We start from the raw sequence: 14,659 nt of genomic DNA, 5'->3' as shown, positions 1-14,659 counted from the left end.
ACCGTTGTTTGCAGACAAACGGTTTAATGTGTTAAGTGCTGCGATATTGTGGTTAATTCTCATTTCCTATTACCTCCGTGTAATTTTTTTTAGAGAGCTTATCTGTAAAGTCCATTTGGATGAGAAGCTCTTCCTTAGAATTTTCGATTTTCTAAGGCATGTGTATAGTAGTAACGCAGAGCACCTTGTGGCTCTCTAACTTTACTACCGTATGTAACATCAGTTATGGCAATAATCATGAAACCTCCTTCTATTCATTCAAAATGATTAGTCTTGTCACTTTTACGAGACTAGATACCCGCCATAACAATGAGTATTATGTTACCTACTATAGACTGAACTTCCATATATTTTAGTTTGTGGAAATTGTTATTTTCACAAATTAGACACATTTAACAAGAAGAAATATCTCGTCCATGTTGTCATATTGGCTTATGTTAAGCTTGTGAAAAAACCACATTGATGTATAATACAATTGATGTATCATACATGAATTTTAGGAGGGTGACCTTTTTGAAAAGAGAAGATGCCTTAAAACTAAGATCAGATATTAAGAAAATGATTATAATAACTGGGGTTTTTGAATCTCAAAATTTGCCCAATGGACCATTTGAAAAACCTCTACCAACCTCTCAAATGATGGCGTTAGAGGAACTAGAGATGGAAAAATTAACTGTTTGGCAACTATCCAATAAACTTAGATTAGAGACTTCAACTGTAAGTAGATTGGTAGATAAGTTAGTAAAAAAGGGACTTGTTTATCGTGAAGTAAATGAAGAAAACAGAAGAGAACTTTTTCTGCACCTCACAGAAAAAGGGCACATTACTGTGAATCGCTTAAGAGAACAATCCCTTACATTTTATCAACGTATCCTTAATAATTTATCAGAATCAGAACAAAAAATAGTTGTGGATGGTTTTGAATTATTTATTGATTCTATTTCTAAGTCTTTTGATTAGAGTGAGGTAAATCATAACCTTTGGAGGATAAAATGAGTTTGGATTTTGAACGTCCTATTATTGAACTAAAAGAGAAATTTGATGAATTAAAGAAAATGATGAAAGAACATAATGTAGATTTATCGTCAGAAATTCATTTATTAGAAAAACGTTTAAATAAAATGCAAGATGAAATTTATTCTAATCTTACACCTTTTCAACGAGTTCAAATTGCAAGGCTACGTAACCGGCCCACGACATTGGATTATATACCTTTATTGTTTACAAACTTTTTTGAACTTCATGGTGATCGATTATATGGTGATGATCAAGCAATGATAGGTGGTATTGCAAAATTTAAAGGAATGCCCGTTACGGTTATTGGTCATCAAAGAGGTAGAAGTACAAAGGAAAATATAGAAAGAAATTTTGGAATGGCTCATCCAGAAGGATATAGAAAAGCGCTAAGACTGATGAAACAAGCTGATAAATTTAATCGCCCTATTATTACATTTATTGATACAATAGGCGCCTATCCAGGAAAAGGGTCTGAAGAACGTGGAATTTCTGAAGCGATAGCTCGAAATCTATTGGAAATGGCTACACTTAAAGTGCCAATTGTTTGTATTGTAATTGGAGAGGCATCAAGTGGTGGAGCTCTTGGCATTAGTGTCGGTAACCATATCCATATGTTAGAGTATTCATGGTACTCAGTCATTTCGCCAGAAGGAGCAGCATCTATCCTATGGAAGGACGCTAAGTATGCTCCAGAAGCTGCTGAACATATGAAAATTTCAGCAAAAGATTTAAAGCATTTAGGAATTATTGATGAAATCATCCCTGAAATAAAAGGTGGAGCACAAAATGATATAAAATCACAGGCAAAAATGATTGAATCTGTCATCGAATCATCTCTAAAAAAATTGATACCATTATCCTCAGAAGAGCTTATACAACAGCGATATGAAAAGTATAGACAAATAGAGAATTATAAATGAAAATACTTAAAACCTTATTACATTTCTGAGGATTCTTACTAAAAAGTTCTAAATATTTTGTAAGTACCCTCTTAAACTCGATATGCTGATACTATTAAAAGTGTGTGATCGGTATGGAAAAGGGATTTTTTGATTCTAAAAATACTGAGAAACAATCTGGTGTATAAAGTTCGTCCCCAATTCGTCCCCAATCAAAAGAAACAGAACAAAAATTCGTTGTCAAAAAAACAAAAAACCCTTGCTAGGCAAGGGTTTAAACGATGATTCCGACTGGGCTCGAACCAGCGACCTCTACCCTGTCAAGGTAGCGCTCTCCCAGCTGAGCTACGGAATCGGGTTATGTATCAGTTCTGGGCTTTCTGTTACTGACAGTCTCTATTATATAACCATCATGATCAGTCGTCAATGGTTTTGTTCAAAAAAGGCAAAAAGCCGGTATCTGCACCGGCTTTTCACTAACTTTTATGATTGGTTCACAAGGACGGGCTTTAGTTGATCTAGTGCTTGTTTGAAGTCCCTTTTGAGATCTTCTCCGTTTTCTACGCCCACACTTAATCGAAGTAAACCATCCGTAATGCCTCTTTTTTCTCTTTCTTCTTTTGGCATAGCGGCATGGGACATTTTGGCCGGATAGGAAAGAATGGATTCGACTGCTCCGAGGCTGACGGCGAATACAGGTAATGTGACGCCATCGACCAATTCTTTGACAGCCGCTTGGTTTTCTAGTTCAAATGAAAGAACAGCACCTGCACCGCTCGCCTGTTTCCGCTGAATGTCTGCCCCTGGGTGATCATCTAATCCCGGGTAATATACTTTTTTGACCGCAGGATGTTCTTTGAGGAATGAAGCCAGTTCTAATGCGGTTTGACTGGCTTTTTCTAATCTGACTTGAAGGGTCTTTAATCCTCTCAGCACAAGCCAGCAATCCTGTACGCCAAGTACCGCCCCGAAGGAGTTTTGCAGCGAATAAAGTTCGTCTCCTAGCTTCTCATCTTTCACCACGGCTAAGCCTGACAGTACATCACTGTGGCCGCTTAAAAATTTCGTTGCGCTGTGCAGCACAACGTCAACACCTAGGTCCAGCGGACGCTGAAGCGCAGGCGTTAAAAACGTATTATCTAAGAAAGTCAGACAGTCATGTTCTTTCGCAATCTGTACGACACCTTCAATATCTGTAATACCGAGTGTAGGATTTGACGGTGTTTCCATGTAAATGACTTTTGTATTTGATTGAATGCCTTGTTTCACTTCATTCAAATTGGTCATGTCCACAAAGGTATGCTCAATCCCAAATCTTGAAAGAACTTGGGTGATCATTCGGAAAGTCCCGCCGTACACATCTCTTGTGACAAGGACATGATCTCCTTTTGATAATAGAAGAAAAGCGGTTGAAATGGCTGCCATACCTGACGCAAAGGCAAGCCCTCTCGTTCCTCCTTCTAGCGCTGCAATGGTATCCTCTAATGCCTGACGTGTAGGGGTGCCTGATCGGGAGTAGTCATATTGACCAAAGTCATCGAAGCTGCTTTGGTGAAACGTCGATGCATGTTGAATCGGCACACTGACTGCACCTGTGGAACGGTCTGTTTTAAACGCATTATGAACGAGTTGTGTTTCTAGTGTCCAATCATGTGTGGTCATTTCGTGTGTACCTCCTCTTTCACATTTGATAGTGCCTGTTTTAAGTCTGCTTTTAGGTCCTCCACATGCTCAATCCCAACAGAGAAACGGAGAAGCTTATTACACACACCGTTTGCGATGCGAATCTCTTCTGGAATATCCATGTGCGTTTGCGTTGCAGGATACGTAATGAAGCTTTCGACTCCGCCAAGGCTTTCAGCAAAACAAATCGTTTTCAGCTGCTTCAAAAATGGATTGACCCAGTCCTCTTTGGCTACTCGGAATGACAGCATGCCTCCCTTTCCTGGGTAAAGCACATCTTGAATTTCAGGCTGCTGCTTTAGAAAGTCAGCTAATTCCTTCGCATTTGCTTCGTGCTGACGCATTCTCAGCGCCAATGTTTTCATTCCTCTCATTAAAAGCCATGAGTCAAATGGAGATAAAACCGCCCCAATGGCGTTTTGATGCTGGAACATGTCTTCCGATAGCTTCTCTCCTTTTGTGACGACAAGTCCGGCAAGAACATCGTTATGTCCGCCTAAATATTTGGTGGCACTATGAATGACAATGTCCGCTCCGAGTGTAATCGGTTTTTGCAAGACGGGCGTATAAAAGGTGTTATCCACAATGACCAATGCACCGTGTTCTTTTGCGATTTTCGCAACCTTTTGAATATCCGCTTCCTGCATGAGTGGGTTTGTTGGCGTTTCAATAAAGACGGCTTTTGTATTTGGCGTCATTTTAGAGCGTAAACAGTCTTCATCTGAAAAATCATCATAAACAAAGCGCAGTCCGTACTTTTTCCATTCGTTTTCAAATAGACGGTATGTACCGCCATATAAATCTGATGAAACAATGAGTTCATCCCCGCTCTCAAACAGCGCCATGATCGTTTGGATGGCAGCCATTCCCGAACTGAAGGCAAAACCGGCCGTTCCTTCTTCGAGTGAAGCAATCGCATCTTCTACAAGCTGCCTTGTTGGGTTTTTCGTCCGAATATAATCAAATCCTGTTGATTCCCCAATGCCTCTATGTCTGTAAGCTGTTGAAAGATAAACGGGAGGACTGACAGTTCCAGTCGCCTCTTCGCTGCGGTTTCCAATTTGCGCTAACTTCGTTTCCACATGTTCTGTCATTTGACACCATCCTAAGTAAAAATCTAATTTCAAAACAGAAAAACCCCTTCTTCATAAGAAGAAGGGGTTTAATCGCTTCCTCTTATCTTCCAAGCAAAAAAGCTGCTTGCTGGATTTAGCACCTTGGTACATCACATGAAGTGATGCATACCGGTTGCTGAGGTTTCAAAGGGCCAGTCCCTCCACCTCTCACGATAAGAATGTGTTGTCTGTCTGTTCTAATTCTTAATACTGTAACGCATTAAACCTCATTTTTCAAGGGGAAATGTAACGATTAATTAAAATTTTCTGTATTTTGCAGCAGATTGGATGTCAGCCAATTTGATTGCATGTTAGCATATAGGAACAACGCTGTTTTTCGTGTTACAATGAATGGAAACGTTTCACTTATGATGAATTTGGTTAGCTGGAGGAATGGATTATGGTGAAGAAAACAGGCATCATTCAAGAAGAAACCTTACAGTCAAAAGAACTTGGGGCAGATATGACCATTTTGATTTATTTGCCAGTCAATTACTCCCCCCTTTATACATATCATGTCATCATTGCACAGGATGGTCATGATTATTTCCGTCTAGGTAAAATAGGCAGACAGGCGGAAGAATTAATGCAAAACAAAGAAATGGAACGCTCGATTATCATTGGTGTCCCATATGAAAATGTGACTGAAAGGCGAAATACGTATCATCCAGACGGACCAAAGTTCGAGGCGTATAAACGCTTTTTGGCAAATGAACTAGTTCCGTATATTGATGAACACTACCCAACGTATCAAGTTGGATCAGGTCGTACATTTATTGGTGATTCATTAGGTGCTACGATCTCACTTATGACAGCCATTGATTATCCTTCGTTATTTGGCGGATTGATTTTGCAGTCTCCTTACGTGGATGAGTCGGTTCTGCAAGCAGTCAAACAGTCATCATCCCTTGCTCATTATGCCATTATCCATCAAATCGGGTTAGAAGAAACAGCTGTGAAAACGACAGATGGGCAAGTGCTTGACTTTATTCAGCCGAACGAAGAATTAAAGGTCCTTTTGGAGAAGTCCGGTGCGGATTATTTATTTGAGACATTCGAAGGCGATCATAAATGGACGTTTTGGCAGCCGCTCATTTCACCTTCGTTAAAAAGAATGCTCCCATATTCGTTAATCAACTGAATTTTGTTATAATAAAAAATAATAAATACTTTCTTAATCAGGAGGGAACATGATGAAATACGGAGTTGTTTTATTTCCATCAAAAAAATTGCAAGACATTGCGAACTCTTATCGGAAACGTTATGATCCGAACTATGCACTCATACCACCTCATTTAACATTAAGAACACCTTTTGAATTAACGGATCTAGAAGCAGCTGAGGTCGTCTCCACCTTGCGAGAGTACGCAAAAAATGCTACTCCTATTACGTTACGTATTAAAAAATTCAGTTCATTCGCTCCTGTAAACAACGTGATTTATATGAAAGTAGAACCGAACGAAGAATTAATGACTCTCAATGAGAAGTTGTACACTGATCCGCTTGCTGGTACACCTGAATATGCATTTGTTCCGCATGTGACAGTGGCTCAAAAGTTATCAGACGATGAGCATTCAGACGTTCTAGGCACATTGAAGCTGAGAAAAATTGACCACGAGGAAACGGTTGACCGCTTCCACCTTTTATATCAATTAGAGAACGGTTCTTGGACCGTTTATGAAACATTTATCTTAGGAGAAGAGGGTTAAAGACATTTGAATACAGTCATCGTAAAAGAACAAACACAACGAGAAGATGCTTATTATGTTCGAAAAGAAGTTTTCGTAAAAGAACAAGAAGTCCCGTTAGAGATCGAAATTGATGAACTTGAGGACGAAGCCATTCACTTTGTCATTTATAATGATGACAACAAACCACAAGCTGCTGCTAGACTGCGCATAATTGAAGGTCATAAGGCAAAGCTTGAACGAATTTGTGTATTAAAAGAGGCGCGCTCTTTCGGTCTTGGCCACCAGCTTTTAGAAGCACTTGAGTCTGAAGCGATGGCAAACGGAGCGAAAGAAGCTGTCATGCATGCACAAGTACAAGCTCTTCCTTTCTACGAAAAGAAAGGCTACAAAGCCGTTTCAGAACCGTTTGAAGAAGCAGGGATTACACATGTCAAAATGACAAAAACACTATCCGTTTAACGACAATAAAAAGCCAGGGCATCATGGATGCTCTGGCTTTTTATTGATTCCATCTCGTTCGCTCAGGAAGAAAGCGCAGTCATTTAGACGTAAGTATTGATATGAACGCCCTTACCTTCTTCCATAAACATATCTCGTACAAAGCGTTCCCGCTTTTTTTGCTGTACTTTCGTTTCCGCTTCTGTCACTAAGTCCTCTTTTTTCTCCAGCTCTCTGTATACCTTGTCATGAAAGGTGCGGGTGACCTTCGTCACTTTCGCATAGTCTTCTTTATCCTGAGGAGCAGGACGATTGATATATTGAAAATACAGATCCGGCTGAATCGGGGCTATATATCCCATCAAGAACGCCTCCTTTGCTTCTCTTCTACTCTACTATTCCCTAATTATGACTGTTTGAAACACGCCTCATTTGATATGATTAGATGTGTTTCTTTTTAAGATTGATTGACTATTGGAGGACTAGCTTTGAAATGCGCACGACGACATGATCGAACGATCTCATTACATACATATTCGAGAGAACACTATCAATTCCTCCATGATGAGGGCAAAAAAGGGCATTTATCTTGCCCATATTGCGGACAACCCGTCTTTTTCAGATTAAATATACATGAAGAACCTGCCTTTATCCATAAGCAAATATCTCAGCAAGAGATTTGCGAAAAAAGAGAACAACAAGAGGAAAAGAAACCGGCTGAACGAGAGGAAGAGGCATCCTACAAAGAACTTGGCGGCTTTCGCTTTCCAACCGGCAAACAGATCATCTCACAAACAGAAGAATCGGATGACTGGCAGGAACCACGATCCATTCAATTTGGCGAAACCTTTCATTTAGAAAAGAATGAAGAAGTGCATACCATTGACCTCTTTCCACACATCACCTTTAGCGCACCGCAGCTCCAAGCTGTCACACACAAAGACGGTCCGATGCTTGTGCTGGCTGGCGCCGGCAGCGGGAAAACAAGGGTACTGACAGCAAGAGCTGCTTATCTGATGTCGCACCATCAAATCCCTGCTCACCATATCCTGCTCGTGACCTTCACCACAAAAGCAAGCAGTGAAATGAAAGAAAGACTACGTATGCAGTATCAGCTTCATCCTTCACAGGCGAGCCAAGTTGTGACAGGCACATTCCACAGTCTATTTTATAAAATGCTGCTTCACGATGATCGGGGCAAATGGAACGGACAGCATTTGATTAAATTCGACTGGCAAAAAGAGCAGTATATTCGCAAAGCGATCATGAATGAAGGACTTGATGAAAAAGACTATCCAACCGATCAAGTGCTGCAATCAATCGGCTATTGGAAAAATGCTTTTTTGCCAGACGAACTTCCTGAGCTGAAAGATGAAAAAGAAAAGCAAATGTGGACAATCTATCAGTCATACGAACAGCAAAAGCGTGAAAATCAACAATTTGACTTTGATGACATGGCGATTGCCTGCTTACACATGCTGACTAAGCAGCCTGAATTGCTCAAACAATATCAAGAACGATTCAAGTATATTTTAGTAGATGAATTTCAAGATATTAATCCCGTACAATATCAATTAATCCAGCTTTTAGCTGGAGAATCCGAGCAGCTATTTTGTGTAGGCGATGATGATCAAGCCATCTATGCATTTAGAGGAAGCAATCCTGCTTTTATTCTTGACTTCAAACAGGACTATCCTTCGGCCGAGATCGTCCATTTACATGCAAATTACCGCTCTCATCATACGATTGTCGCAAGTGCAGACGCCATTATTAAGAAGAACCAGCATCGTTACGAGAAAACGTTAAAAGCCGTTCGCGTGGAGAAAATTCCGCCGACTCTTTTTTATCCATATGACGAGGAAGAGGAAGCGACCATGATCGTAGCAGATATTCAGGAGAAAATTAAAAACGGTGCAAAACCGAATGACTTTTGCGTGCTGTTTAGAACGAATACAGGAGGCCGTGCGATTTATGAACGTCTTCATCAATCGGCGATTCCGTATCAAACCGATGCTGGCGTAAAAGCCTTTTATAGCAGAAGAATTGTTCGGGTGCTGCTCGCTTTTCTTTCGCTAAGTCAGGATGCAGATGATGTCGCCGCAATGAAGCTGCTGCTGCCCGTTTTCTTTTTAAAGCAGCAAACACTGAATACCATGAAGGCACTGACCATTACGGAAGATTGTTCTATGGTAGAGGCACTTGGAAAGCTAACAGACATTCAGCCGTTTCAGCGCAAAAAACTACAATCGATCGTTCCCCTGTTTCGAACGTTAAAATCGTTAAAGCCATCTGAAGCTGTAGCGTTTATTGAACAAAGGATGGGACTTGGTGATTATTTAAAAAAACGCGTGAATGATACGAATGTGCTTGAAAAAGGAACAGATGATGTACGAGATGTGAAAACAGCGGCGAAACGTTTTGAAACGATTGAAGCCTTCCTCGCTCATGCCGAACATATGAAATCTGCTGAAAAGGAAAAATCAGATGAACCAGGCGTTCAGCTCATGACGATCCACCGTGCGAAGGGACTAGAATTCCAAACAGTGTACATCACGAGCGTGGTTGATGGGGCGCTCCCTCATGACTTTGCACTTGATGAGCTGAGAAGCGGTGATGAAGAAGCCATCGAAGAGGAGCGGCGCTTATTATACGTTGCCATGACGAGAGCAGAACAATCCCTTTATCTATCCGTTCCATCATATAGAAGAGGAAAAACGGCTCACCGCTCCCGCTTTTTGTACCCTCTTTTAAAGAAAAATCGTGAATTATTCACACAAAAACAACAGGCCCCCCTTTAAATGGAGAGCCTGTTGTTTATTTTTTGTTGTTCATCATTTTAGCGATTGTATTAAAATCAAGCTTTTCTTTTCCACTTGTAATCGATTGAACGATTTTGTCTTCCATTTCTTTAGGTACACGTTTGTTTGCAAGCTGCGCCACTTTTTTAATGACACCTCGAACGGTATTCTCATCTTTAAAGTTCGCGTTTTGCAAAGAACCTGCAAGCTTAAAGACATCATTCATATTTACACCTGTTTTATTTTCCACACTTTTAAAGAACTTATTATCCATTCCTTTGCCTCCTCTTTGTGGAGTAATCACCTTACTATATGAAAATAGGCGAGATATGTGCCTATCCTGCTGCCTTGTTAGCAAAGAGAAAGGAAAGCAAAAGGCTTCCCTATTGCTTCCCTCACCTTCTTACTGTTTAGTTAAAGAAAGAAGCACCAACGATGATTAGAAGAATGAAAAGCACGACGACAAGAACAAAAGTTGAACCATAACCGCCGCCGTAGCCGCCGCCATAACCTCCGCAATAACCGCCACCGTAACCGTAACAACTCATATTTAAGCACCTCCTCTTCTCCCTTACAAAATATGAAAAATACATGAAATGGTTTGGACGATCACATAAAAAAGTGCGGAATTTTTATTTCTGCTGTTTAAAGACGTAATCTGCCTCTCCATGACGGATCATGAATGCTTCTGTTTCTTTCGCAAAAGTATCCATTTTCTCGCCAAATACTTTTAAGTGCTCTTCAAGATCCTTCGCTTTATTCGCTAGATCCATTTCAGCTTTTTCGTGCGCTTGCTCTTTCCCATCATGGGGTTTAGTGAACAAGGAACCGATTAATTGTTCGAATGCATCCATTCTGGTCACCCCTTCTCTCTTACATATGCATCACCCAAAAAAAGGGCAACAAAAAAACCGGATAAATCCGGCTTTTGTTTTTCCCTATTGAGGTTTCTTTTTCTTCCCGCAGCCGCAGCCCGTCTTCTTGATTTTCTTCGTATATACAGATTGTTGATTTGACTGCGCTGGATACCCTTGAAGCATATGTGACGGTGTTTCAGTTGGTTTCATCGCAACCCTTCCTTTCCTATTCCATGTTAGTATATGCATTTTCTTTAAGCGTGTCTGATCAGAATGCCTGTTTATTTCACAAGCTTCGACACGACTGCTTCAATCAAGCCTGCTGCGGCGGCAATCGCTAATAGTAAATTAAGCCACATGCTGATGACAGGAAAAAATATGTATATCAGTAGTAAAGCAGCAGTGCACCACATACCCGTACACCAATAACAACTTAACAGCTCTCCTATCCAAGATCGCAGTCCCTTCCCCTTAATGACGATATAGGTCTCGACTTCACCTTGTTCGTTTACCTCTTCTTGCTCTTCATGAAATAGACGGCGAAAGGGGGCTGTAATCGTATCAAACACGATCAATCTCGTCAGCCTAAAGGATGCGAGGGCAAATATAGCAAATGACAAAGCGCCGCTCATGGAACCTCCACCTCCTTCATTCTTCTTTTTCCGTCCTTTCTTTATATATGCAAAAAGAAAGACCGCCATGATGAATCGAGTGGAAATAAAATTGGGTTGTACTTTTTCATGCTTTCCGATTCCACCTTGAGCCTCTGCTGCATTAAATAATGTATAGATAAGAAAGGAGTGAAAGTATTGTCTATTGAAGAAAGTGCTGATTTATTATACACACAACTGTTAAACGAATTAATCAGCAATTATGATGATTTCATCGAGATCAAGGATTCCGAAAATGTCACGATTCATAAAACAGATGTAACAGCCGCACTCTCCCTTCAAGCGACCGTAACGACAATCATTACTCTTTTAATTCAAATTCTTGTACCAGATGATGAATTGGCTGCAGACATCACAGAACAGCTTTTAGCTGCACAACAAGTGACAGTTCAAAAGAAAACAGTGATTCAAATCATCAATTGTTATAACGTCACGATTACATTATCTGATGCATCCATTATGAACTCCGTACAAATTCTCACTCAAACACTGAATGTACTTTTAGTTGAAGCCGGCATTCTTTGACCCTTTCTTTTTCTAACATCATGTATGAAAGAGGTGAAATAATCGTGGCTGAAGAGAACGAAAAAAAGGAGTTTCAAATCAACACTGATGTTGATCCATTAACAAGCCTTCTTGTGAGTGATATTTTAAACAAAAATAATGTCACAGATGATCAGAAAGCAAACCTTTCAGAAGATCAAAGAAGGATGATTTTGAAGCTGGTTCAGGATTTACAAAAGAAAGCAGATGATTTCGTACAGCAGCAGCAGGAGAAAAAGCGTCAGGCAGAGGCAGCAAAACATGCAGAAGAGGTCGAGCCTGAACCACAAGTGCGCCCTAAACGAAATTCACTTCGAGATCGTATCCAGCAGCGCCGTCAAGCGCAGCAAAATAACGATTAAATAAAAATGGGTTGCCTGCTAGGATAAATGCCCGAGACAAAACCAATCATTCCAGCATTTAATAAAGTAAACGGAAGGAGGAAAAGAAATGGATTCTAAACCATACTCTTGGGTCGCTCTAGATCGTAACTGTACACACCACGGCGATTACCATCATAACTACGAAAGAAAAGCAGTCTGTGACGGCAACTATTATGATGATGAAGATGTTTTACAAGACTTTGATCAAGTGAGTGTGACAAAGCAGACATCTGAGGAAGTCATTATCGTTAGAGATTCTTGTGACATTAACGTCTCTTCTGTTGATGCACAGGTTGCAGCATCTATCCAAGCAGCTGTTCAAACAGCGATCATCACCATTACAAACATCTCAATCGCTGATGGTGACCTAGCTGACCGCGTCACGCAAGATCTCTTACAAGCAGCTAGCCACAAACAAACAAATCGCCAGAAACTTGTTATCGAAAACTCTAGAAACGTTACAGTCTCTACAATCGATGCAGACATCTCTATTGCCATCCAAACGCTTACACAGACACTTGTTGCGACGATCGTTGCAATTGGTATCCTCTAATGTACAAAAGCAGAGCGAAAAGCTCTGCTTTTCCTTTTCTAAAAATACAACAAAGATAAATAGTCATTTACCCACACCAACTAGAGGGCGCATACATATGTTGTTAAGGACTAAAGTCAAATACCTTGTTAAAGGAGCTGAAATCCATGAGCTGCGGAAAACACCATGGCCGACATGATGAAAACTGTGTATGCGATGCGGTTGATAAGATTTTAGCAGAGCAGGAAGCTGTAGAAGATAAATGTCCTACGAGCTGCTACAGTAATTTATTAAGCCCGACAGTTTCTGGAAAAGATACGATTCCGTTTTTACTTTTTGATAAAAAGGGCGGATTGTTCTCTACTTTCGGAAACATTGGAGGATTTGTTGACGATTGCCAATGCTTCGAATCCATTTTCTTCCGGGTTGAAAAATTGCATGACTGCTGTGCCACATTATCTGTATTAAGACCTGTTGATGTACACGGACATACGCTAAGCGTTTGTCACCCTTGCGATCCTGACTTCTTTGGTTTAGAAAAAGCGGACTTTTGTATCGAAGTTGATTTGAACTGTTTCTGCGCGATCCAATGTTTAAATCCAGAACTTGTCGACAGAGTCATGCCGGCAAAAGATAAAAAGCATCATCACCACGGCTAAACCAATCGCCCGCTCATCTAACTTGTCATAAGTCAAAGCATCCCCTTCCTCACGAATGACAACCAATCATGCGGAGCAGTCAGCAAAAGGCGGCCGCTTCCGCATTGATTGACATTAGATGCATCAACCGGCGAGACACGTAATAAAGCTTATAGATGATGATGACAGTGCTCAAACACTCAAACAAATTTCCTTGTATAGGAGGGTTGAATATGAGCCGCAAACATTCATGGAACTGTGTAGCAGAGGCTGTTGAAAACATAAACGACTTACAAAATGCCGTCGAAGAGGATTGCCCGACCAGCTGTTACAGCAATCTCCTTTCTCCATCACATTCATTAGGTGACACTGTCCCGTTTGTTCTATTTACCTCAAAATCAAAACCATTCGTCGCATTCGGAAACGTCGGAGAAGTAGATGCTGGCCCTTGCTTCAGCACTGCATTTTTCAGAGTCGAACACATCTCTGATCACTGCGCAACACTCAGCTTGCTTATTGCATTTGACAAAGATCGTCATATTTTAGATTTTACAGATAAAGATTCCGTATGTGATGTGTTCCGTTTAGAAAAATCAAAGTATTGCATTGAAGTAGACCTTGACTGCTTCTGCGCAATCGAGTGCTTAAATCCAAGACTCATCAACCGTAGCTGCTAACAAAAAAAGTCCCATTATGGGACTTTTTTTATGTTCATTAAAAACCAAGTGGATGAATAGAAGAAATATCACCAATTGCTAATTCCACTGGATTACCGCCGCCTGCCGTGCGGATGACCACCATATTGTCTTTTCTCTCCATGATGATCCCTCTATATGTTTTTCCATCGGCTTCAATGAGGCAAAGCGCTCTCGGCATATTATGCGGCAGACTTGTAAGAAAATCGACTTTCTCCTCGATATTCATTTGGCTTAACGGCTTCTTCACTCGTTTTCTTCTTGGTTCTTCTTTTGTTTCATGAAATACGCCTTCTGGCTGTTTTTCTTGTTCTTGTACTGGCTCTCGATTTTGTGAATTATCTTTTTCTTGATTGATCTCCCGCTCTTGCTGTAGCGCAGGCGGCTCTTCTTTTTTCTGCTTTACTTCCTGTGATACAGGTTCTTGCACGCTCTCTTCGATTGCATCCTCTTTGGCGCTTTTTTTGGTTTCTGAAGGTTTTTCTGACTTCTTGCGCTTTCTCACAATATTTTGCATGGCCGGCGCTGATTCATCATAGCTCGGCTGAACAATATACATAAGCGGCTTTTGATTCTCATCACCTTTATTTGACATACTAATCCCTCCCGAATGATTCATTCCTTATATATATGAGAGGACACCCCAAATCAGAAGAAAAATAAAAAACAGCATACCAGTGATTGGTATGCTGCAAATCA

General features: G+C 40.6%; 20 protein-coding genes, 1 tRNA gene and 1 riboswitch. Of the genes, 11 read left to right on the top strand and 10 right to left on the bottom strand.

All coding sequences use genetic code 11. The annotated features are described in order from the left end of the window. Positions 1-513 precede the first annotated feature (513 nt). Entirely contained in the window at positions 514-960 is a 447-nt protein-coding gene (locus V7L95_RS12760) for a MarR family transcriptional regulator (protein ID WP_025207171.1), read from the top strand. A gap of 32 nt (positions 961-992) precedes the next feature. Continuing rightward, positions 993-1,937, top strand: a complete 945-nt coding sequence (locus V7L95_RS12755) for an acetyl-CoA carboxylase carboxyltransferase subunit alpha (RefSeq protein WP_340966677.1) — start codon at positions 993-995, stop codon at positions 1,935-1,937. Positions 1,938-2,198: 261 nt separating this feature from the next. Here the strand turns inward: V7L95_RS12755 and V7L95_RS12750 are convergent. The 3 genes from V7L95_RS12750 to V7L95_RS12740 form a co-directional block, all read right to left on the bottom strand. Then, positions 2,199-2,271 (bottom strand) — tRNA-Val (locus V7L95_RS12750). 128 nt (positions 2,272-2,399) lie between these two features. Continuing rightward, positions 2,400-3,578 (bottom strand): cystathionine beta-lyase, encoded by a 1,179-nt coding sequence (gene metC, locus V7L95_RS12745; RefSeq protein ID WP_017367031.1) that lies wholly within the window; start codon positions 3,576-3,578, stop codon positions 2,400-2,402. Further along, entirely contained in the window at positions 3,575-4,693 is a 1,119-nt protein-coding gene (locus tag V7L95_RS12740) for a methionine biosynthesis PLP-dependent protein (protein ID WP_017359654.1), read from the bottom strand. Before V7L95_RS12740 ends, metC begins: the two co-directional genes overlap by 4 nt. A gap of 79 nt (positions 4,694-4,772) precedes the next feature. Continuing rightward, a riboswitch (SAM riboswitch) is annotated at positions 4,773-4,894 on the bottom strand. A 220-nt stretch (positions 4,895-5,114) separates the two neighbouring features. Between V7L95_RS12740 and V7L95_RS12735 the strand changes: the two genes are divergently transcribed. The 3 genes from V7L95_RS12735 to V7L95_RS12725 are packed head-to-tail and all read left to right on the top strand — an operon-like array spanning position 5,115 to position 6,864. Next, positions 5,115-5,855 (top strand): esterase family protein, encoded by a 741-nt coding sequence (locus V7L95_RS12735; RefSeq protein ID WP_019743058.1) that lies wholly within the window; start codon positions 5,115-5,117, stop codon positions 5,853-5,855. 52 nt (positions 5,856-5,907) lie between these two features. Then, positions 5,908-6,423 carry a YjcG family protein gene (locus V7L95_RS12730; RefSeq protein ID WP_340966672.1) on the top strand — a complete coding sequence of 172 codons (516 nt, stop codon included), beginning with the start codon at positions 5,908-5,910 and terminating at the stop codon, positions 6,421-6,423. Positions 6,424-6,429: 6 nt separating this feature from the next. Continuing rightward, positions 6,430-6,864 carry a GNAT family N-acetyltransferase gene (locus V7L95_RS12725; protein WP_008348412.1) on the top strand — a complete coding sequence of 145 codons (435 nt, stop codon included), beginning with the start codon at positions 6,430-6,432 and terminating at the stop codon, positions 6,862-6,864. A gap of 83 nt (positions 6,865-6,947) precedes the next feature. On the opposite strand, the gene V7L95_RS12720 is transcribed toward V7L95_RS12725, so the two are convergent. After that, positions 6,948-7,205 carry a hypothetical protein gene (locus V7L95_RS12720; RefSeq protein ID WP_008348414.1) on the bottom strand — a complete coding sequence of 86 codons (258 nt, stop codon included), beginning with the start codon at positions 7,203-7,205 and terminating at the stop codon, positions 6,948-6,950. Positions 7,206-7,331: 126 nt separating this feature from the next. On the opposite strand from V7L95_RS12720, the gene V7L95_RS12715 reads away from it, so the two are divergent. Further along, entirely contained in the window at positions 7,332-9,641 is a 2,310-nt protein-coding gene (locus tag V7L95_RS12715) for an ATP-dependent helicase (RefSeq protein WP_129548232.1), read from the top strand. Positions 9,642-9,657: 16 nt separating this feature from the next. On the opposite strand, the gene V7L95_RS12710 is transcribed toward V7L95_RS12715, so the two are convergent. From V7L95_RS12710 to V7L95_RS12690, 5 genes are all read right to left on the bottom strand, one after another. Further along, on the bottom strand, positions 9,658-9,915 hold the full coding sequence (locus tag V7L95_RS12710) for a stage VI sporulation protein F (protein ID WP_008348417.1): 258 nt from the start codon (positions 9,913-9,915) through the stop codon (positions 9,658-9,660). A gap of 136 nt (positions 9,916-10,051) precedes the next feature. Then, a complete protein-coding gene (locus V7L95_RS12705; protein ID WP_008348419.1) occupies positions 10,052-10,189 on the bottom strand; it encodes a YjcZ family sporulation protein in 138 nt (45 codons plus the stop codon). A gap of 84 nt (positions 10,190-10,273) precedes the next feature. Further along, positions 10,274-10,495: a hypothetical protein gene (locus V7L95_RS12700; protein ID WP_041507451.1), complete on the bottom strand. Its 222-nt coding sequence runs from the start codon at positions 10,493-10,495 to the stop codon at positions 10,274-10,276. An 84-nt stretch (positions 10,496-10,579) separates the two neighbouring features. After that, positions 10,580-10,708 (bottom strand): hypothetical protein, encoded by a 129-nt coding sequence (locus V7L95_RS12695; protein WP_008348422.1) that lies wholly within the window; start codon positions 10,706-10,708, stop codon positions 10,580-10,582. A 71-nt stretch (positions 10,709-10,779) separates the two neighbouring features. After that, a complete protein-coding gene (locus V7L95_RS12690; protein ID WP_035700339.1) occupies positions 10,780-11,130 on the bottom strand; it encodes a DUF1360 domain-containing protein in 351 nt (116 codons plus the stop codon). Between the two features lie 177 nt (positions 11,131-11,307). On the opposite strand from V7L95_RS12690, the gene V7L95_RS12685 reads away from it, so the two are divergent. From V7L95_RS12685 to V7L95_RS12665, 5 genes are all read left to right on the top strand, one after another. Continuing rightward, positions 11,308-11,694: a spore coat protein gene (locus tag V7L95_RS12685; RefSeq protein ID WP_007498962.1), complete on the top strand. Its 387-nt coding sequence runs from the start codon at positions 11,308-11,310 to the stop codon at positions 11,692-11,694. Between the two features lie 44 nt (positions 11,695-11,738). After that, positions 11,739-12,074, top strand: a complete 336-nt coding sequence (locus tag V7L95_RS12680; RefSeq protein ID WP_008355377.1) for a hypothetical protein — start codon at positions 11,739-11,741, stop codon at positions 12,072-12,074. 88 nt (positions 12,075-12,162) lie between these two features. Next, positions 12,163-12,648: a spore coat protein gene (locus tag V7L95_RS12675; RefSeq protein ID WP_008355374.1), complete on the top strand. Its 486-nt coding sequence runs from the start codon at positions 12,163-12,165 to the stop codon at positions 12,646-12,648. 146 nt (positions 12,649-12,794) lie between these two features. Beyond that, positions 12,795-13,286: a CotY/CotZ family spore coat protein gene (locus tag V7L95_RS12670; RefSeq protein ID WP_025207165.1), complete on the top strand. Its 492-nt coding sequence runs from the start codon at positions 12,795-12,797 to the stop codon at positions 13,284-13,286. A gap of 212 nt (positions 13,287-13,498) precedes the next feature. After that, the gene (locus V7L95_RS12665; protein WP_008348434.1) at positions 13,499-13,942 is read left to right on the top strand and encodes a CotY/CotZ family spore coat protein; all 444 of its coding nucleotides are present in this window, start codon (positions 13,499-13,501) and stop codon (positions 13,940-13,942) included. A 37-nt stretch (positions 13,943-13,979) separates the two neighbouring features. On the opposite strand, the gene V7L95_RS12660 is transcribed toward V7L95_RS12665, so the two are convergent. After that, positions 13,980-14,555 (bottom strand): CotO family spore coat protein, encoded by a 576-nt coding sequence (locus tag V7L95_RS12660; RefSeq protein ID WP_047945549.1) that lies wholly within the window; start codon positions 14,553-14,555, stop codon positions 13,980-13,982. Positions 14,556-14,659 lie beyond the last annotated feature (104 nt).

It is taken from the genome of Bacillus sp. PPSBB_11 (assembly GCF_038023285.1).
Taxonomy (GTDB): Bacteria; Bacillota; Bacilli; order Bacillales; family Bacillaceae; genus Bacillus; species Bacillus altitudinis.
The sequence above is the reverse complement of the archived record's forward strand: the minus strand, read 5'-3'. Positions and strand labels throughout refer to the sequence as shown.